This window comes from Streptomyces sp. NPDC001292, assembly GCF_042896465.1.
Lineage (GTDB): Bacteria > Actinomycetota > Actinomycetes > Streptomycetales > Streptomycetaceae > Streptomyces.
In genome coordinates, this window is record NZ_JBIAXG010000007.1 from 40971 (window position 1) to 60213 (window position 19243).

General features: G+C 72.8%; 16 protein-coding genes, 1 tRNA gene and 2 pseudogenes. 14 read left to right on the forward strand and 5 right to left on the reverse strand.

What is annotated here, in order from left to right; all coding sequences use genetic code 11:
* Positions 1-48 precede the first annotated feature (48 nt).
* The 5 genes from ACFY4A_RS10545 (at position 49) to ACFY4A_RS10565 (ending at position 3647) form a co-directional block, all read left to right on the forward strand.
* Positions 49-423 (forward strand): hypothetical protein, encoded by a 375-nt coding sequence (locus ACFY4A_RS10545; protein WP_390829027.1) that lies wholly within the window; start codon positions 49-51, stop codon positions 421-423.
* Positions 424-801: 378 nt separating this feature from the next.
* Positions 802-2019, forward strand: a complete 1218-nt coding sequence (locus ACFY4A_RS10550) for a helix-turn-helix domain-containing protein (protein WP_390829028.1) — start codon at positions 802-804, stop codon at positions 2017-2019.
* 126 nt (positions 2020-2145) lie between these two features.
* Positions 2146-2754 (forward strand): oligoribonuclease, encoded by a 609-nt coding sequence (orn, locus tag ACFY4A_RS10555; RefSeq protein ID WP_390829029.1) that lies wholly within the window; start codon positions 2146-2148, stop codon positions 2752-2754.
* A 113-nt stretch (positions 2755-2867) separates the two neighbouring features.
* Positions 2868-2940 (forward strand) — tRNA-His (locus ACFY4A_RS10560).
* A 293-nt stretch (positions 2941-3233) separates the two neighbouring features.
* Complete coding sequence (locus ACFY4A_RS10565) at positions 3234-3647, forward strand: ankyrin repeat domain-containing protein (RefSeq protein WP_390829030.1); 414 nt, start codon at positions 3234-3236, stop codon at positions 3645-3647.
* On the opposite strand, the gene ACFY4A_RS10570 is transcribed toward ACFY4A_RS10565, so the two are convergent.
* Positions 3616-4671 (reverse strand): LacI family DNA-binding transcriptional regulator, encoded by a 1056-nt coding sequence (locus ACFY4A_RS10570; protein ID WP_390829031.1) that lies wholly within the window; start codon positions 4669-4671, stop codon positions 3616-3618. The genes ACFY4A_RS10565 and ACFY4A_RS10570 overlap by 32 nt on opposite strands.
* Before the next feature lie 380 nt (positions 4672-5051).
* Here ACFY4A_RS10570 and ACFY4A_RS10575 point away from each other — a divergent pair, with 380 nt between their 5' ends.
* From ACFY4A_RS10575 to ACFY4A_RS10590, 4 genes are all read left to right on the forward strand, one after another.
* Entirely contained in the window at positions 5052-6419 is a 1368-nt protein-coding gene (locus ACFY4A_RS10575; RefSeq protein ID WP_390829032.1) for an ABC transporter substrate-binding protein, read from the forward strand.
* A gap of 234 nt (positions 6420-6653) precedes the next feature.
* Complete coding sequence (locus tag ACFY4A_RS10580; protein WP_390829033.1) at positions 6654-7676, forward strand: carbohydrate ABC transporter permease; 1023 nt, start codon at positions 6654-6656, stop codon at positions 7674-7676.
* Positions 7677-7688: 12 nt separating this feature from the next.
* Positions 7689-8591, forward strand: coding sequence for a carbohydrate ABC transporter permease (locus ACFY4A_RS10585; protein ID WP_390829034.1), 903 nt, complete (start codon positions 7689-7691; stop codon positions 8589-8591).
* A gap of 177 nt (positions 8592-8768) precedes the next feature.
* Positions 8769-10205, forward strand: a complete 1437-nt coding sequence (locus ACFY4A_RS10590) for a GH1 family beta-glucosidase (RefSeq protein WP_390829035.1) — start codon at positions 8769-8771, stop codon at positions 10203-10205.
* Between the two features lie 80 nt (positions 10206-10285).
* Here the strand turns inward: ACFY4A_RS10590 and ACFY4A_RS10595 are convergent.
* Positions 10286-10977: pseudogene (locus ACFY4A_RS10595) on the reverse strand (sensor histidine kinase); the annotation flags it as partial.
* On the opposite strand from ACFY4A_RS10595, the pseudogene ACFY4A_RS10600 reads away from it, so the two are divergent.
* Positions 10977-11279: pseudogene (locus ACFY4A_RS10600) on the forward strand (hypothetical protein); the annotation flags it as partial. The pseudogenes ACFY4A_RS10595 and ACFY4A_RS10600 sit on opposite strands and share 1 nt — an antisense overlap.
* On the opposite strand, the gene ACFY4A_RS10605 reads toward ACFY4A_RS10600, so the two are convergent.
* A complete protein-coding gene (locus tag ACFY4A_RS10605) occupies positions 11247-12116 on the reverse strand; it encodes a spermidine synthase (protein WP_390829036.1) in 870 nt (289 codons plus the stop codon). The pseudogene ACFY4A_RS10600 and the gene ACFY4A_RS10605 sit on opposite strands and share 33 nt — an antisense overlap.
* 85 nt (positions 12117-12201) lie before the next feature.
* Entirely contained in the window at positions 12202-12582 is a 381-nt protein-coding gene (locus tag ACFY4A_RS10610; RefSeq protein WP_390829037.1) for a hypothetical protein, read from the reverse strand.
* Positions 12583-12922: 340 nt separating this feature from the next.
* On the opposite strand from ACFY4A_RS10610, the gene ACFY4A_RS10615 reads away from it, so the two are divergent.
* Positions 12923-14350 (forward strand): hypothetical protein, encoded by a 1428-nt coding sequence (locus tag ACFY4A_RS10615; RefSeq protein ID WP_390829038.1) that lies wholly within the window; start codon positions 12923-12925, stop codon positions 14348-14350.
* A 237-nt stretch (positions 14351-14587) separates the two neighbouring features.
* On the opposite strand, the gene ACFY4A_RS10620 is transcribed toward ACFY4A_RS10615, so the two are convergent.
* Positions 14588-15181, reverse strand: coding sequence for a histidine phosphatase family protein (locus ACFY4A_RS10620; RefSeq protein WP_390829039.1), 594 nt, complete (start codon positions 15179-15181; stop codon positions 14588-14590).
* A gap of 202 nt (positions 15182-15383) precedes the next feature.
* Here ACFY4A_RS10620 and ACFY4A_RS10625 point away from each other — a divergent pair, with 202 nt between their 5' ends.
* From ACFY4A_RS10625 to ACFY4A_RS10635, 3 genes are read left to right on the forward strand one after another with little or no spacing between them, the layout of a single operon-like run.
* Positions 15384-16382, forward strand: a complete 999-nt coding sequence (locus ACFY4A_RS10625; RefSeq protein ID WP_390829040.1) for a phosphatase PAP2 family protein — start codon at positions 15384-15386, stop codon at positions 16380-16382.
* On the forward strand, positions 16294-17466 hold the full coding sequence (locus ACFY4A_RS10630; protein ID WP_390829187.1) for a hypothetical protein: 1173 nt from the start codon (positions 16294-16296) through the stop codon (positions 17464-17466). The genes ACFY4A_RS10625 and ACFY4A_RS10630 overlap by 89 nt, the downstream gene beginning before the upstream one ends.
* Positions 17457-19064: a hypothetical protein gene (locus ACFY4A_RS10635; RefSeq protein WP_390829041.1), complete on the forward strand. Its 1608-nt coding sequence runs from the start codon at positions 17457-17459 to the stop codon at positions 19062-19064. The genes ACFY4A_RS10630 and ACFY4A_RS10635 overlap by 10 nt, the downstream gene beginning before the upstream one ends.
* Positions 19065-19243 lie beyond the last annotated feature (179 nt).

Sequence of the window (19243 nt, forward strand, 5' to 3'; positions counted from 1 at the left end):
ATCGAACAGGCGTTGAACCCGGAGAACCGCCGCCGTAGGGAGCACGCCGTGTCCGGACCCCGTACCGTCCCCGACCGACGCCCGTCCCCCGCACACGACACCGCACTGGGCATCGCACAGGAGACCGGGCAGGGCGCCGCGGGGGACACCGCGGGCGAGGTGGTGCGCTGGGCCGTCTTCAGTTGCGCGCTCGTCCCCGCGGTCCTGCTCTGGTACGGCACGTCGTTCGCCGGCGCCGTCGGCGCCGCCCTGGGTCTCGCGGCCGTCACCGGGGCCTGCCGCGTCCTGCTGCGCCACTCCGAGCGCGAGGCGGCCCGGCTGCGCGCCGAGGAGCTCGCCCCGCACCGCGGCCACCACCGAAGGACGGGGACCGGAGCGCACCGGGGCGGTCGGCACCCGGGCGGAACGGCACCGGTCGGCTGACCGGTTTCTGCGCACACGACCGTAGCTTTTCAGCCAACTTCTCGTATCCGTGCATTCCCCGGCCGAAGCACCCCTCACCCACCGTTCCACCTGCACGGAAAGGGCCTCCGCGGCACCGCGCACCCTACGGGGATTGGCCACCGCGACAAGGCGCACTTCCCTGCGCGCTCCCCGAGTGCAACGCTTCGTGATCGAATGCTTCACGCCAAGTTGCCATGTCGACAATGTGCCGGGTGACGAACTGGTCAACACGGCACGGCGGGACGCAGTAGATTCGATCTTGACTGTCTTACGGCGGGGGACTCGTGCAGGACCGAGGGGAAACGTGCAGGAGCGACACAACCGAGGAGCCGCGACCACCGAGGGGGGCTTAGCAGTATGAGCCACGACTCCACTGCCGCGCCGGAAACCGCGGCCCGGAAGCTTTCCGGGCGACGCCGCAAGGAGATCGTCGCGGTGCTGCTGTTCAGCGGCGGCCCCATCTTCGAGAGTTCCATACCGTTGTCGGTGTTCGGGGTTGACCGCCAGGACGCCGGAGTACCGCGCTACCGACTGCTGGTGTGCGGCGGCGAGGAAGGCCCGCTGCGGACCACAGGGGGCCTGGAACTCACCACACCGCACGGCCTGGAGGCGATCTCACGCGCGGGCACGGTCGTCGTACCGGCCTGGCGCTCGATCACCTCGCCGCCGCCGGAGGAGGCGCTCGACGCGCTGCGCCGGGCGCACGAGGAGGGCGCCCGCATCGTGGGCCTGTGCACCGGGGCGTTCGTACTCGCCGCGGCGGGCCTGCTGGACGGCCGGCCGGCGACCACGCACTGGATGTACGCGCCGACGCTGGCCAAGCGCTATCCGTCGGTGCACGTGGATCCCAGAGAGCTGTTCGTCGACGACGGCGACGTGCTGACGTCGGCGGGTACGGCGGCCGGGATCGACCTGTGCCTGCACATCGTGCGCTCGGACCACGGCAACGAGGCGGCGGGCGCGCTGGCCCGGCGGCTGGTGGTCCCGCCTCGCCGGAGCGGAGGCCAGGAACGCTACCTGGACCGCTCTTTACCCGAGGAGATCGGCGCCGACCCGCTCGCCGAGGTCGTCGCCTGGGCGCTGGAGCACCTCCACGAGCAGTTCGACGTGGAGACGCTGGCGGCGCGGGCGTACATGAGCCGGCGCACGTTCGACCGCCGCTTCCGCTCCCTGACCGGGAGCGCGCCGCTGCAGTGGCTGATCACCCAGCGGGTGCTCCAGGCGCAGCGGCTGCTGGAGACGTCCGACTACTCGGTCGACGAGGTGGCGGGCCGCTGCGGCTTCCGCTCCCCCGTGGCACTGCGCGGCCACTTCCGGCGGCAGCTGGGCTCGTCCCCGGCGGCGTACCGGGCGGCCTACCGGGCGCGGCGGCCGCAGAACGAGCGGCAGGGCGACGGTGACCTCCCCTCGGGGACGGCCGGCGTGCCGGGCGGCCCGGGACCGCACTCCGCGGCTGCCTCGGCCGGTCCGGCGTCGGCGCCGCCCTCCTTCCATCCGGAGGGCCAGGTGCCCCACCAGGCCCGCCGCACGGCGGCCCTGTCGGCGAGCGTTCCGGGCCAGCGCGGCGGCTCCTGACCCACGACGGGCGGGCGGACGGGCCTCCTGGTCCCGTCCGCCCGCCCGTCCCGGCCCCGGCCGGTGTCCGGCAAGGGCGCAGCACGGCCGGTCCGGGCCGCGGCGGGGCGCCGTAAGGTGAGACACATGAACGATCGCATGGTGTGGATCGACTGCGAGATGACCGGCCTCTCGCTGTCCGACGACGCGCTCATCGAGGTGGCCGCCCTCGTCACCGACTCCGAGCTGAACGTACTCGGCGAGGGAGTCGACATCGTCATCCGGCCGCCGGACTCGGCGCTGGAGACGATGCCGGAGGTGGTGCGTGAGATGCACACCGCGTCCGGCCTGCTCGCCGAGCTGGCCGGCGGCACGACGCTCAAGGACGCCGAGGAGCAGGTCCTGGCCTACGTACGGGAGTACGTCAAGGAGCCCGGCAAGGCCCCCTTGTGCGGAAACTCGGTCGGCACCGACCGCGGCTTCCTGCTGCGCGACATGCCGACGCTGGAGGGCTATCTCCACTACCGGATCGTGGACGTGTCCTCGATCAAGGAGCTGGCCCGGCGCTGGTACCCGCGGACGTACTTCAACAGCCCGGAGAAGAACGGCAACCACCGCGCCCTGGCCGACATCCGCGAGTCCATCGCGGAGTTGCGCTACTACCGCGAGGCCGTCTTCGTGCCGCAGCCCGGTCCCGACTCCGACACCGCCAAGGCGATCGCGGCGAAGCACGTCCTGCCCGCTCAGCAGGCATAGCGGGGGTCTCGCGAAGGGGCGCCGCGAAACCCGTGCGCGAGCACCCCTTCGGACCCTGTAGACTTCTTCTCGGCCGGTCGGGGAAACCACCAAGTCCCCTGTGACCGGTCATGGTGGGTGTAGCTCAGCTGGTAGAGCACCTGGTTGTGGTCCAGGATGCCGCGGGTTCGAGTCCCGTCACTCACCCTCTGAGAGGGAGCCCCTCACTTGCGGAAGCGCTTGTGAGGGGCTTTTCCCGTTCCCTGGCCTGACCGAACGACGGCCCGCGCCGTCTCGTGCTCCGGCTCCGGCTCCGGCTCCGGCTCCGGCTCCGGCTCCGGCTCCGGCTCCGGCTCCGGCTCCGACCCAGATATCCATGAACAGGCGGCAGCGCAGGCCGTAGCGCACGGCCTGGCCCGCCGCCAGGCAGCCGAGGCCGAGAGCGGCCGCGGCCGCACGCTGCCGGGCCGTGCGGCCGACGGCGAGGCCTCGCAGCGGCCATGCTGGGCGACGCCGCGCGGGTGAAGGCGCTGCTCCGGGCCGGCGCCGATCCGGAGGGTGCGGACGGCGAGGACACCACCCCGGTGTACACGGTGTCCGTTCAGGGAGAAGCCGAGATCGCGCGCCTGCTTCTCGCGGCCGGGGCCTGCCCGGACGCCGAGAGCGGGCACGGATCGGAGGGCACGCCCCTGTGCGCGGCCGCCTGCTGGGGGCACACCGAGACCGTGCGCGAACTGCTGACGCACGGTGCCGACCCGAATCTTCGTGAGGATCACGGCACGGGCCGCTCTGCCCTGGAGTGGGCGGTCAACGAGGCCCATTGCGAAACCGTCGCCCTTCTCATCGCGGCGGGAGCCACCCTCCACGGCGGGCCGGGGCCGGCTACGACGACGTCCGCACCACCAGTTCCGTAGGCAGCACGAGTTGCCGCCGCTCCAGCTCCCTGGACACCGCCGGGCGGCGGTCGGCGATCTCGGTCAGCAGGAGGTCGATCATCGCGCGGCCCATCTCCTCGATGGGCTGGCGGACGCTGGTCAGGGGCGGATCCATGTGGCGGGCGATGGCGGAGTCGTCGTAGCCGACGAGAGCCACGTCGTCGGGGATGCGGCGGCCCGCCTCGCGAAGCACCTGGCGGGCACCGGCCGCCGTGACGTCCGAGGCGGCGAAGACGGCGTCCAGGTCGGGACGGTGCTCCAGCAGGCGCGTCATCGCCCGGCGGCCGCCGGCCTCGGTGAAGTCCCCCTGGGCCACGAGGAGTTCGTCGACCTCCTGGCCCGCGTCCCGCAGGGCTTCGCGGTAGCCGTCGACGCGGCGCTGGGCGCCGTAGACGTCCATGTGGCCGGTGATGTGGGCGATGGTGCGGCGGCCGCGGGCCAGCAGGTGCTCCACGGCGGAACGGGCGCCGCCGTAGTTGTCGGAGTCCACCGAGGTCAGGGTCTCGCCCGCCGACCGCGGACCGCTGATCACGGCCGGAATCTCCAGCTGGGCCAGCATGTCCGGCAGCGGGTCGTCCGCGTGCACCGAGACCAGCAGGACGCCGTCGACCCGGTGCGCCGCCAGGTACTGGGCCAGCCGCTGCCGCTCCCGGTCGCTGCCGGCGAAGATCAGCAGCAACTGCATCTCCGTGTCCGACAGTCCGGCGCCGACACCCCGCAGCATGTCCGAGAAGTACGGCTCGGCGAAGAAGCGGGTCTCGGGCTCGGGCACGACGAGGGCGATCGCGTCGGTGCGGTTGGCGGCGAGGGCGCGGGCGGCTGTGTTGGGGACATAGCCGAGTTCGGCGACCGCCGCCTCGACGGCGGCCCGGGTGGCGTCGCTGACCCGGGGCGAGCCGTTGATCACCCGCGAGACGGTGCCGCGGCCGACGCCGGCCCGCGCGGCGACCTCTTCGAGGGTCGGCCGACCGCCGCTCCGGCCCCGCGCTCCGTGGCCTGTCATTGGCTCCGCCCTTCCGCCGTCGAAACCGCCTTGGCCTGGAATCTAACAGTCTCCCGAGCGCGGACGCCGTGACCGGGGGCCGCCGGGGCGGCCCCCGGGGACGGAGCGGCTCCGCATGCCCGGGGCGAAAACCCGGGGCGAAAACCTTCCCCTCCCGCGTCAGCTAACAGGCCGATAACCGAACGCATTTGTCCTCGCTCACACCCTTGACACCCCCGCTCGGACCCGCGACTCTTCAACCCATCACCTGTGGGAGCGCTCCCACAGTACCTGACACATACACAACCCGCACGTTCCCCGCCCGAGCCGCAGCGAGTACAAAACGGGTCCCACATGCAGTTGGCCGGGGGGTCGGCACGTCAGGGCAACAGGAGGACGCAATGCGAGCACCTTTCCTCCCCCATTCTCGGCTTCGCTCGAGTGGGGGGACCCCCATCGCCCGCAAGGCGGTGGTCCTGGCGGCAGCCGCGTCGCTCGGCGCCGGGCTGCTGGCCGGCTGCGCCAACGACAGCGGAGACAAGTCCGGCTCGTCCGACGGCGGCGGCAACGGCGGCGGTGGCAAGGTCACGATCAAAATGGGGCTCTTCGGCACCATGGGCTTCAAGGAGGCCGGCCTCTACGCCGAGTACGAGAAGCTGCACCCCGACATCAAGATCCAGGAGAACGTCACCGAGCGCAACGAGAACTACTACCCGGCGCTCGTCAACCACCTCACCACCAACAGCGGCCTGATGGACGTCCAGGCCGTCGAGGTCGGCAACATCGCCGAGGTCGTCGCCACCCAGGCGGACAAGTTCGAGGACCTCTCCAAGGCCTCGGGCGTGGACAAGGGCAACTGGCTGGACTGGAAGTGGCAGCAGGCCACCACCAGGGACAACCAGACCATCGGCCTCGGCACCGACATCGGCCCGATGGCGATCTGCTACCGCAAGGACCTCTTCGAGCAGGCCGGTCTGCCCACCGACCGCGAGGCGGTCGGCAAGCTGTGGGCGGGCGACTGGAACAAGTTCGTCACGGCGGGCGAGACGTTCAGGAAGAAGGCGCCCAAGGGCACCTACTTCATGGACTCCCCCGGCGGTCTGATCAACGCGATCCTCAGCAGTGAGAAGGAGCGGTTCTACGACGCCTCCGGCAACGTCGTCTACAAGACGAACCCCGCCGTCAAGGCCGCCTTCGACCTGACCGCCAAGGCCGCCCAGGAGGGACTGGTCCAGTCGCAGACGCAGTTCCAGCCGGCCTGGGACCAGACGATCGCGAACAACAAGTTCGCCACCGTCGCCTGCCCGCCGTGGATGCTCGGCACCATCAAGGGCAAGTCGAAGCCGGACGCGGCCGGCAAGTGGGACGTGGCCGTGCCGCCCAAGGGCGGCAACTGGGGCGGTTCCTTCCTGGCCGTGCCCAAGAGCGGCAAGCACGTGAAGGAGGCGACGGCGTTCATCACCTGGCTGACGGCTCCCGAGCAGCAGGCGAAGCTGTTCGCCGTCCAGGGCAGCTTCCCGAGCGCGCCGGGCGCCTACTCCATGCCGTCGGTGACCGACGCGAAGAACGAGATGACCGGTGACGCGCCCATCGGCCAGATCTTCGCGGAGGCCGCCAAGTCCATCCCGGTCCAGACGATCGGCCCGAAGGACCAGATCGTCCAGCAGGGCCTGACGGACAACGGGGTCATCTTGGTGACCAAGGGCAAGTCCCCGGAGGCAGCTTGGGCCACGGCCACCAAGACCATCGACAACAACCTGGAGAATTGACCCCTCCCCCGACCGGAAGCAAGGGAATTCCTGGCTCACGCCGCTCGGCCACTCAGCAAGTGATCGAGTCTTACGCGATCAACACCAGCCGGGCTGGAACCAGCCCGGTCCACATCGACATCAAGGACCCAGCCGCATGCCTGGTTCTCGCAACGCATCGAGCACAGTTCACCCGATCGTGTGGACGACCCCCGGGCCCCGGTCTGAAGGCCGCCACCTACTCGGAGACATCAGGTGACCGGAACGGCACCCCGGCACGACACCGCCGCGCCCCCCGGGAAGGAGGGGGGCGCGGCCCCGGGCCGCCCGGCGGGGACCGAGACCGCCGACGCGGAGCACCGGCGCCGGGCGCGGCTGTCCCGCCGCTGGCAGCGGGACATGCGGTGGAGCCCGTACGCGTTCGTCTCGCCGTTCTTCCTGCTGTTCGTCGCCTTCGGGCTGTTCCCGCTCCTCTACACGGCGTGGGCCTCGCTGCACACGGTGGAGCTGACGGCGCCGACCGACATGGAGTGGGCGGGGCTGCGCAACTACACCCGGATCTTCGACGACGACTTCTTCTGGAACGCGGCGAAGAACACCCTGACCATCGGCATCATCTCCACGGTCCCGCAACTGCTGATGGCGATGGGCCTGGCGCACATCCTGAACTACCGGCTGCGCGCCTCGACCTTCTACCGGGTCGCGATGCTCGCGCCGTACGCGACCTCGATCGCCGCCGCATCCCTGGTCTTCGTGCTGCTCTTCGGGCGCGACTACGGCATGATCAACTGGGTGCTGCACTCGGTCGGCTTCGACCACGTCGACTGGCAGAACGACAAGTGGCCCTCCCGGACAGCCGTCTCCACGATCATCATCTGGCGCTGGACGGGCTACAACGCGCTGATCTACCTCGCGGCGATGCAGGCCATCCCGAACGACCTGTACGAGTCGGCGGCCCTGGACGGCGCCAACCGGTTCCGGCAGTTCTTCCACGTCACACTGCCGCAGCTGCGTCCGACCATCCTGTTCACCGCCGTGGTGTCGACCATCGGCGCCGGCCAGGTCTTCGGCGAGCCGCTGCTGTTCGACGCCAACAAGGGCGCCTCCGGCGGTGCCGAGCACCAGTTCCAGACGCTGGGTCTCTACCTGTACGAGCAGGGCTGGGTGAACCAGCACCTGGGCCGGGCCTCCGCGATCGCCTGGACGATGTTCCTGATCCTGATCGTGATCGGCGTGGTCAACTACGTCATCTCGCGCCGGCTGCGCGCCAGTGGTTAAGGAGTACCGGCCGTGACGACGACCCTGACCGAACCCGAGACCCCGACCGCCGCGCCGCGCCGGGCGCGCCGGCCCAAGGCCGCCCGCGCCGGCGGGCAGCTGCATGCCGGCCCGATCGCGTACGTGATCCTGGCACTGTTCACCATCGGATCGCTGTTCCCGCTGGTGTGGACGGCGATCGCCGCGTCCCGGGACAACAACCGGCTGGCGCGGACCCCGCCGCCCTTCTGGTTCGGCTCGAACCTGATGCACAACCTCCAGGTCGCCTGGACGGACGCCAACCTGGGCAAGGCGTTCCTGAACACAACGATCGTGGCGGGGATATCGGCGGCGACGGTCGTGTTCCTGTCCACGATCGCGGGCTTCGCCTTCGCCAAGCTCCGCTTCAAGGGCCGCGGCGCGCTGATGCTCGTCGTGATCGGCACGATGATGGTGCCCCCGCAGCTCAGTGTGATCCCGCTGTACATGATGGTGGCCAAGCTGGACTGGACCGACCAGTTGCAGGCGGTGGTCCTGCCGTCGCTGGTCAGCGCGTTCGGTGTGTTCTTCATGCGGCAGTACCTGCTTCAGGCGCTGCCGGACGAGATCATCGAGGCCGCCCGGGTGGACGGCGCGAGCAGCTGGCGCGTGGTGTGGCACGTGGTGTTCCCGGCCGCGCGGCCGGCGATGGCCGTGCTGGGAATGCTGATGTTCGTGCAGACCTGGAACGACTTCCTGTGGCCCTTCCTGGTGCTGACCCAGACCGGCAACCCGACCGTGCAGGTCGCCCTCGCGGGCCTGGGGCGCGGCTACACCCCCGACCAGTCCCTGATCATGGCGGGCGCGCTGCTCGGCACGCTGCCGCTGCTGCTGGTCTTCGCGATCTTCGGCAAGCAGATCGTGGGCGGCATCATGCAGGGCGCGGTCAAGGGCTGACGCCCGCGGCCCGTCCTCGTCCGCGCGGCGGCCCGGCCGCCGCGCACCCCCGGCCTGTCCGGGGGCCGGGTCACCGTGGTACCGGCCCCTTGTCCGCCCCTGTCCACCCCGTCGATCCCTGCCCACCCTCCCCTTTCGAACCGTCGGTCTTTCACGACCCTCCATGGGAGCGCTTCCATGCCTGATTCTGCACAGCCGGTGACCCCGGTGACCTTTCCGCCCGCTTTCCTCTGGGGCGCCGCGACCTCCGCGTACCAGATCGAGGGGGCGGTGCGGGAGGACGGCCGTACGCCCTCGATCTGGGACACCTTCAGCCATACCCCGGGCAAGACCGCCGGTGGCGAAACCGGTGACATCGCTGTCGACCACTACCACCGCTACCGCGACGACGTGGCTCTGATGGCGGACCTGGGCCTGAACGCCTACCGCTTCTCCATCTCCTGGCCGCGCGTGCAGCCGACCGGCCGGGGCCCCGCCGTCCAGGTGGGCCTGGACTTCTACCGCCGTCTCGTGGACGAGCTGCTGGACCGCGGGATCAAGCCGGCGGTCACCCTCTACCACTGGGACCTGCCGCAGGAACTGGAGGACGCGGGCGGCTGGCCGGAGCGGGAGACCGCGCTGCGCTTCGCGGAGTACGCGCAGATCGTCGGTGAGGCGCTCGGCGACCGGGTGGAACAGTGGATCACCCTCAACGAGCCGTGGTGCAGCGCCTTCCTGGGCTACGGCTCCGGGGTGCACGCGCCGGGCCGCACCGAGCCCGCGGCCACGCTGCGCGCGGCCCACCACCTGAACCTGGCCCACGGCCTGGGCACGCAGGCGCTGCGCTCGGCGATGCCGTCCCGCAACTCGGTCGCCGTCAGCCTCAACTCCTCGGTGGTCCGCGCGGTCTCGCAGAACCCGGCGGACCTGGCGGCGGCCCGGAAGGTCGACGACCTGGCCAACGGGGTCTTCCACGGCCCGATGCTGCACGGGGCGTACCCGGCCACGCTGCTGGAGGCGACCTCGTCGGTCACGGACTGGTCCTTCGTCCTGGACGGCGATCTGCGCACCGCCCACCAGCCGCTGGACGCGCTCGGTCTCAACTACTACACGCCGGCCCTGGTGTCGGCGGCGGACGCGGCGCAGGAGAGCCCGCGGGCCGACGGTCACGGGGCGAGCGCGCACTCGCCGTGGCCCGGCGCGGACGACGTGGCGTTCCACCAGACGCCGGGCGACCGCACGGAGATGGGCTGGACGATCGACCCGAGCGGCCTGCACGAGCTGATCATGCGCTACTCCCGGGAGGCGCCGGGGCTGGCGCTGTACGTCACCGAGAACGGCGCCGCCTACGACGACAAGGTGGACGCCGACGGCCGCGTGCACGACCCGGAGCGTATCGCCTACCTGCACTCCCACCTGGCGGCGGTGCGCCGGGCCGTCACGGACGGCGCGGACGTCCGCGGCTACTACCTGTGGTCCCTGATGGACAACTTCGAGTGGGCGTACGGGTACGGCAAGCGGTTCGGCGCGGTCTACGTCGACTACCCCACCCTCGCCCGGATCCCGAAGTCCAGCGCCCACTGGTACGGAAGGGCGGCCCGCACCGGAGAGCTGCCGCCGCCGGACGCCGCCTGACGGCCCGTCCGGCCCACAGCGCGCCCCGGCCGGATGGGGGTGAACCGGCCGGGGCGCTTTCCCGCGCGCGACGCGGGTGCTCAGGGAAGGGACCGGGGACGGCCGAGGCGCGCGGCCGATCCGCCCGGTCGACGACGGCGCACCGCTCCCCGGTGACCCGAGCGCACCAGGGAGCGCGCGTCGAGCTGGATCCGGATCCGCACCTCCGTGCCGCCGAGCACGGAGGAGCCGATCCGGACGTCCCCGCCGGTGGACTCCACTGGCCGGCGCACGATGTCCAGGCCGAGCCCCGTGGAGCCGTCGTTGCCCGATCCGCACCCACGCAGCTTCGCCGCGTCCGGATCGGGTACGCCCGGCCCGGCGTCGGAGACCAGCACGATCACCGCGTCGTCGCCGTTGTGTTACGTCGACCGCGAACGCCGTGCCCTCGGCGGTGTGCCGGAAGACGTTGCCGAGCAGGGCGTCCAGCGCGGCCGCGAGGTCGGCGCGGGCCTCGGATATGCGCACCGGCCGCTCGACCCCGGCCACCCGCCAGTTGCGGCCCTCGTCCTCGGCGAGCGCCGACCAGAACTCCACCCGCTCGCGGACGACTTCGGCCGCGTCGCACCCGGCGCCCGGACCGGCAGGCGCCGTCTGCGGCTCGGCCTCCCGGGCGGTGCGGATGATCGTGTCGACCTCGCGCTCCGGCTGGGCGACCGCCGTCCGGGTCTGCTCGGCGGCCGGCCCGGCTCCGAGCGAAGGCCGCGTTCAGCCGCAGCACGGTCAGCGGCGTACTACGACACCGAGGGCGGCCGGGTGGTCCTCGACCTCGGCGAGGTCTCGGCGAACCTGGTCTCCGCGACGCCGGGCACGGGCTGGTCGATGCAGGTGTGGGGGATGGAGACCTGGATCCGCGTGGAGTTCGCCCCGGAACCGGACCGGGTGTCGGTCATCTGCGCCCGGCACGACGGACCGCCGCACCTGGAGATCGGCAACTACTGGAGCGCCCCGGCTGGTTCGGCTCGCGCGGTACGCCCGGTTGCGCCCACGGGGCCGGCCGGTTCAACGGAAGGCGGACGGCGGCGGGGCCGGTGAGGCGACCGCCGCGGTGTCGGTGACCGGTGCGGCCCCTCCGGTGAAGTCGGTGAGGGCGCGGCCGTGTTCGACGCGGCCCGGGTGCGGGTCGGTGGCGGCCCGGCGGGTCAGTTCGGCGACCGGCAGCGGAAGGTCGGAGGCCACGAGCACGGCGTTGCCGAAGCGCTTGCCGCGCAGCACGGTCGGGTCGGCGACCAGCGCGAGCTCGGTGAACCGGGCGGCTGCGGTGGCGATCTGGCCGCGCAGATGGGCCAGCGGCGGGCCGTCGGCGAGGTTGGCGGCGTAGACACCGCCCGGCTTGAGGACCCTGCGCACCCCGTCGAGGAACTCCGTCGAGGTGAGGTGGGCGGGCGTACGGGCGCCGCTGAACACGTCCGCGATGACCAGGTCGGCCCAGCCGTCCGGCACCTTGGCGAGGCCCTCGCGGGCGTCCACCGACCGCACCCGGAGACGGGCTCCGGAATCCAACGGCAGCTCACGGCGAACCAGTTGGACGAGGGCCGCGTCACGTTCGACCACCTGCTGGGTGGAGCGGGGCCGGGTGGCGGCGACGTACCGGGCGAGGGTGAACGCCCCTCCGCCGAGGTGCACGGCGTGGACGGGCCTGCCGGCGGGTGCGGCGAGGTCGATCACGTGCCCGAGCCGCCGCTGGTACTCGAAGGAGAGGTACGCCGGGTCGTCGAGGTCGACGTAGGACTGAGGGGCGCCGTCGATCAGCAGGGTCCAGCCCCGCGCCCGCTCCCGGTCGGGTATGAGCTGTGCGAGCCCGCCGTCGACCTGTTCGGTGACGGCTTCGACGGCTCCTCGCCCGCGGCGGGGGCTCCTGGACCTTCCCATCGGCCCATTGTCGCAAGCGGTGCGGTGCGCCACCCACGGGAGGCGGGGGCCGTGGGCGGGCGTCCGGGCGGGCGGGGCCCCGGGGTCAGCAGCAGCTGTCCGCAGCCTCGATCATCCGGGCCGCCTCCCCCAGCGCCCGCCGCAGCACAGCGGGGTCCGTCGCGAGGTCGGCCTCCTCGGGCGGGACCAGCCAGTCCGAGCCCTCCACCGGCGGCTCCGGGGCCAGCCGCAGGCCCCGTCCGTCGGTCTCGGTGCAGGTGCTCCCCGGCACGTCCCAGGCCGCGGCCGTGCCCGCCGGCACCACGAAGCCGAGTGTGCCGCCCCCGTCGTCGTGCAGCACGGGACCCACCGCGTCCCCCGGCCCGCGGCGCAGGATGTCGACCGCCTCCAGCCCCTGGCGGGCCGGCACCGTGACCACGTCGCACGGGGACTGCGTCCAGGGATCGGCACTCCGCGGGGTTTCCATCCCGGCCTCCATCACGAAAATCCCTCCTCGTGAACGAGCGGGTCGGGAGTCTGGCCGGCTCCCGGTCCACGGGGTTCAACGCGGCAGGGCGTCAACGGCTACGGGCGAAGTCCGCCATGAAGAGTGGCACTTCATGGCAGATCACGGATGAGATATCCGGTTTGTAGCCAAACACAGCGTGTCCGGGCGGACACAGCAGGTACTTTCTTGCTCGCCGGAAACAGGGCGTCCCCCGGACGACCGGGGCGACTCGGGCGGCGGGTGACTCGCCGACCGGGTGACTCGGGCAGCTTCCCCTGCGTCCGGCATGGTTCGACGGTTCGCACGAGAGGGCCCGGCCATGACGTCGTCGACGGTGACCTCGTCTCAGTCCCCCCGCCCGCCACGGCCGAATCTCGCCTTCCGGCGGCTGCGCGGACAGCGCTCGCCGGCCGAGTTCGCCGCGGCGGTACGGCGGGCCGCCCACGAGATCGGTGAGCGGGTCAGCTGTGACGCGCGCTACATCGGCCGGGTGGAGGCGGGTGAGATCCGTTGCCCCAACTACGCCTATGAACGTGTGTTCTTGCACATGTTCCCGGGCCGCACGCTGACCGACCTGGGTTTCGCACCCCGGTCGGCTGTTCGGGGACGTGCCTCGCGCGCCTCACACGAGGCACCGGAGGCGGGCGACCCGAACTCCCCGGATCACCACTCGCCGGACCCGCACGACCCGTACCACCCGCACGAAGACCACGAGAACCACGAGGAGAGCGACGTGCTGCGTCGCGCATTCATGACCCGCGGGGGCGCCACGGTGGCCGCCGCCTCGCTGGGCCCCCTGGGCCCCGCCTTCGACGCCTCGGCCACGGACCGCCCAGCGCGCCGCGCCGGCGCGAGCGACGCCGGGGCCCTCGAAGAGGCCGTCCGCAGGATCCGGTTGCTCGACGACCGGCACGGAGCGGACGGTCTCTACCGCCGCGCGGCCGCGCCGCTGCGCGCCGCCTACGCGCTGCTCGACGCCGGCGCGACCCGGCAGACCACCGCCGACCGGCTGCACTCCGGCGCCGGTGAACTCGCCATTTCGGTGGGCTGGCTGGCCCACGACTCCGGGCGGTTCGACGACGCGCGCTCGCACTACGCCGAGGCACTGGCCACCGCGCGCATGACCGGGGACCAGGCCCTGGAGGCGCACGCCTTCTGCAACACCGCGTTCCTCGCGCGGGACGCGGGACGGCCCCGCGAGGCGGTGCGGGCCGCGCAGGCCGCACAGCGCGTCGGACGCGGGCTGGGCTCGGCGCGGCTGATGTCGCTGCTCGCGCTGCGCGAGGCGGGCGGCTGGGCCGGGCTCGCCGACCGCGCCGGCTGCGAGCGGGCGCTCGCGCGGGCGCAGGCCCTGTACGAGCGGGGTGCCTCGGACGCCGACCCCGAATGGATGAGCTTCTACGGCGAGGCCGAGCTGGCGGGGCTCGAGGCGCAGTGCTGGTCCACGCTGGGCGACTGGCCCCGGGCGGCCCGGCACGCGCGGCGCGCCGCGCATCTGCAGGATCCCCACTTCATGCGCAACATCGCGCTCTACACGGCCGAGCTGGCCGACGACCTCGCGCGCGGGGGGCGGCCGGACGAGGCGGCCGCCGCCGGAATGCGGGTGCTGGACCTGCTCGACCAGGTCCAGTCGTCCCGGATCCAGACGATGCTGGCGGGAACGGCGCGGGTGCTGCTGCCGCACCGCCGGGCGAGCGGAGTGTCCGCATTCCTGGAGAGGCACGCGAGCGCCCCTCGGACGATGTGACGCGACCGCGGGCCGGCCGGGCGCCCGGCGTCGCGTCGCGGACGGGTTCGCCGAGCCGCACCGCGCGGTGCCTCCTCCGACCCTTCAGGCGAGGGCCCACACCGCGGGTCGGCCGGCCGGGCGCCCGGCGCCGTGCCGTCGGGGCGGACGCGCCCACCCGCACCGCCCGATCCCTCCCACGGCCCTTCGGGCGGAGAGCCCACCCCCCTGCCGCCCCGGCGGCAGGGGGCCGACGGGTCACGAGAGGTGGCCCACGTCGTTCCAGTTCTCGAGGGCCGGCTCTCCGTACGCCCAGCCCAGTACCGAAAGCGACGTGGGGTTGAGGCGGATACGCGCCGCGAAGTCGAGCGGCAGGCCCAGCCACCGCGCGCCGATCGACCGCAGGATGTGCCCGTGCGCGAAGACCAGCACGTCACGGTCCTCGCCGAGCGCCCAGGCCACCACCCCGTCGGCACGGGAGGTCACCTCGGCGAGCGTCTCCCCGCGCGGGACGCCGTCCCGCCAGATCAGCCAGCCGGGCCGCTCGGCCTGGATCTCCTGCGGCGTCAGGCCCTCGTACGCGCCGTAGTCCCACTCGATCAGCGCGTCCCAGCACATCGCGCGGTCGCCGAACCCGGCGAGCTCACACGTCTCACGCGCGCGTGCCAGCGGGCTGGTGCGGACCTCGACGCCGGGCAGGCCGTCGAACGGCGCCCGCTGCAGCCGCTCCCCGAGCAGCTTGGCGCCGCGCCGGCCCTCCTCCAGGAGGGGAACGTCGGTCCTGCCGGTGTGCCTGCCGGACAGCGACCACTCGGTCTGTCCGTGCCGGGCCAACAGGATGCGCGGTGCCATGGAGAACCTTCCGGAAAAACTCAGGTCTTCGGACGGAATCCCTCCATCATCGCGCACCCTGTCCGAGGGCAACCCGGGGGGCGGTTGCTGCGTCTATCAGGGCCGGGGGCACCCCGAGGTGGTCGGGTCGGGCACCGTAAAGTGGCACGACCGTCCGGGGCCACCGCCGGGCAGCGCAGCGATGAAGGGGGAGGGGCATCGGATGCCGCAGACCGAGGCACCGGCACGGCGCACCGAGACGGCCCCGCGCACCCGCCTGCGCTGGTGGACCGAACTGCCGCTGATCCTGCTGGTGTACGGCTGCTACTCGGCGGGCCGGCTGCTGGCCCGCGGCGACGTCTCCACCGCAGTCGACCACGGCCTGGCGATCCTGCGCATCGAGAAGCTGCTGCGCCTCAACGCGGAGCACCCCCTCAACCGCCTGTTCACCCGCGAGCCGTGGCTGGGCGTCCCCGCCGACTTCTGGTACGCGTCGCTGCACTACCTGGTGACCCCCGTGATCCTGGTGTGGCTGTTCAGAGCGCGCACCACGCACTACCGGGCGGCCCGCACCTGGCTGATGACGTCCACGTTCATCGGCCTGGTCGGCTTCACCATGCTGCCCACCTGCCCGCCCCGCCTGCTCTCCCCGGACCACGGGTTCGTGGACACGATGGCCCAGTACAGCTCGTACGGCTGGTGGGGCGGCGAGGCCAGCGCGCCGCGCGGCCTGGGTGGTATGACCAACCAGTACGCGGCGATGCCGAGCCTGCACGTGGGCTGGGCCCTGTGGTGCGGAGTGATGCTGTGGCGCCACTGCGGCACGCGTGCGGCGAAGGCGGCGGGCGTCGCCTATCCGCTGGTGACCGCGCTGGTCGTGATGGGCACCGCCAACCACTACCTCCTGGACGCGGTCGCGGGCGTGGCCGTCATGGGGATCGGGATGCTGCTCGCGCCGTTCGTGATGCGGGGCGTGGACCGTGCCAAGGCACTGCTGACACCCCGCGCCACGGCCGTCACAGGGGACTCCGACGGCGCGGGTTCCCCGATTGTCAGTGGCGGATGCCAGACTTCGGCGGGTGAGCGAATTCCACGTCAGCGCGAAGCACGGATCGGTCCCGGAGCCGAACCGGGTGCCGTCCCCGAGGACGCGGGAGACGGCGCTCCAGCCTGGGGTCTTCCCCGCCCGAGCGAAGTCGAGAGCTTGGGGAAGGCTCGCTGAGCTGCGCGGTCCCGGCGTACCGGCCCGGGCGCTGGACGCCCGTGCCCTGGCCGCGCTGGCCGCGAACCCCGGCTGCGGACGGCGCGCGGTCCTGGACGGCGCGGGCGTGGACAAGGCGGCGCTCGCCAAGGCGCTGGGCGCACCCGCGGTCTTCGGTCAGTCGCAGTTCGCCTTCATGCGGGGCAACGCGTTCGAGGCCCGGGTCAAGGCGGACGGCGGCGCCGAGCTGCTGCGGCTCGCGCGCACCACGCTGGACCCGGGCGCCGAACCGCCGCAGGAGGGCCGGGTGCCCGACCTGAGCGCCGTCGGCCCCGAGGGGCGTACGGCGCGTACGGCGCTGGCGCTGCGCGAGGCCACGCAGGCGGGCGCCTGGACGCTCCTCGACCATCCGATGCTCGCCCTGGAGGTGGCGGGCTCGCCCGCCTACCTGGAGCCGGACGCGGTGGTGGTGCACCCGGACGGCAGCTGGACGGTGGTGGAGATCAAGTCCTTCCCGATGCTGGACGGCTCCGCCGACCCGGCGAAGGTGGGCGCGGCCGCCCGGCAGTCGGCGGTGTACGTGCTGGCGCTGGAGGACGTCGCCGCGCGCCTCGACCCCGTCCCGCGGGTACGGCACCGGGTGCTCCTGGTGTGCCCCAAGGACTTCTCCAACCTGCCCACCGCGTCCGCCGTCGACGTCCGCAAGCAGCGCGCGGTGACCGCCCGCCAGCTGACCCGGCTGACCCGCGTCGAGGACATCGCCGGCACCCTGCCCGAGGGCGTGTCCTTCTCCCCCGAGCTGTCCTCGGAGGAGCTGACGGCCGCGGTGGAGGCGGTCCCGGCGACGTACGCGCCGGAGTGCCTGGCCACGTGCGAGCTGGCCTTCCACTGCCGTGCGCGGTCCCGCGAGCAGGGCGCGGTGACCGCACTGGGCCGCTCGGTCCGCGCCGAGCTGGGCGGGCTGTCGACGGTCGAGGACGTGCTGGCGGCCGCCCACGGCGAGGCGGGCGACCCGGACGACCCGGCGGTGGCGGCTCTGCGCCGGGCCGCCGCGCTGCGGGCCGAGGTACTGGAGCCGGCCGTGCGGGAGGCGGCGTGTCGCTGATCGCCACCCTGGGCCGTCTGGAGGCCGTGCGGACCGGGCGGGCCCAGCCCGCCTCGACCGTCCGGCATCGGCATCTGTCCGAGCGGCCGCTGGTGTTCGTGCCGCTCACCACCGCCGGTGAGGCGGGCGCCCCGCTCGGCGCGCTGGTCGGCACGGACCGTGACGCGCCGCGGCTGCTGGCCGTGCCGCAGCCGCGCGACCGCGACCTGCGGTTCGCGTTCCTCGCCGAACTGGCCGATGTGGTCCTGCCGTACATCGACTCCTGTGCCGACACCGTCGAGCCCGCCGAGCGCAACGAGACCGACCCGGAGAGCGGCAAGCGGGTCAAGGTCGAGGTGGAACTGTGCGCGGACGCGCCCCAGCTGATCGTGCCGAGCCGCGCGGGCATCGACTTCGTACGGCTGCTCGGACGCTCCATGCGCTTCCGCCGCACCGCGGAGCAGGACCCGGAGACCCCCCACCCGGCGCCGCCCAGGGTGCCGTTGCTCGGCCGGTGGCTGACCCACTTCGGGGAGCGGGCCCGGGTGCCCGGCTCCTCGCTGCTGCCGGCGATGACCGACCTGCTGGCCCAGCACTGGACGACCGGCCAGTCCAGCCTGGAGGACCAGCACCTGGGAGCGCTGCTGGCGTGGATCGCCCCGCCGGACGGCGTGCCGGGCGCCGAGGCCGCGCTGCGGGCCGAGCTCGCCCGCACCGCCGACGGCCAGTTGGAGTGCCCGCCCGCGGGCCCCGCCACCGACCCGGCCTTCGACAACAAGCTGCTGGCACCCGCGATCGAGCGCTACGACCGCGCCCGGACCGCCCTCGCGGCCGCCGAGGACGGCCTGGACGCCGACGAGCGGATGGGCGCCCTCACCGCGGCCGAGCAGGGGATCCGCGACCTGGTCGCGAAGTGCGCCCTCCCCACTTGGGAGAACGTCTGGCGCGGCCTGGACCTGCTGCGGGCGCTGCCCGAGGGCGCGCACGTCGAGGAGCGCTGGACGCGCGACCGCTGGTCGTTCACCGGCCACCGCGACCGTGTGCGGGCCGGAGAACCGCCGCAGCCGCGCCGTGACGACGCGGTCACCGCGGCGAACAAGCTGGCCACGCGCGAGCGGGAGCAGGCCCGCCTGGAGGCCCAGGAGGCACTGGACGACCCGCTGGTCATGGCGGGGCGGCGGCTGGCCGGGGAGGCGTTCGCGGGCGAGGTCACGGACGTCGTCCCGGCCTACAGCGAGGGCAAGCGGCCCAGTCCGCGCCCGCTGGTCACCGTGCGCACCGACGACCGTCCGCACCTGGGCGAGCGGGCCAGGGCGTACCGGTCGCTGGACGGCAAGCCGCAGTCGGCCGAGTTCGTCGCCTGCGAGGAGGACGGCGCCGAGGGAACTCTCGTCGTCCTGCGGATCCTGGACAGGATGGGCCGCGGCAAGGAACCTGCGGCCGGTTCCGTGCCGGAGAAGGGCGACCGCGTGTGCTTCACGCTCTTCGAGCACGAGCAGCGCGGCGGCGCGAAGCTGCCCGACCCGGAGCAGACCCCATGGACGCACGGCGGCCCGCCGGGCGAGGCGGGCGCCGTGCCTGAAGCTGCCGACCCCGTGACCGAGGAGGACCTGCTTTGAACCCTCCCCCTCGGTGAACGAGAGGGATTCCTGGCTCACGCCGCTCGATCGCTCGGCGAGCAGTCGAGTCTTCCGCGATCAGCACCAGCCGGGTTGGAACCAGCCCGGCTTCCCCAAAGATTGGAGATTGCTGTGCCAGCTTGGTTCTCGCTCAACACGCGCCAATACTACGATCTGTC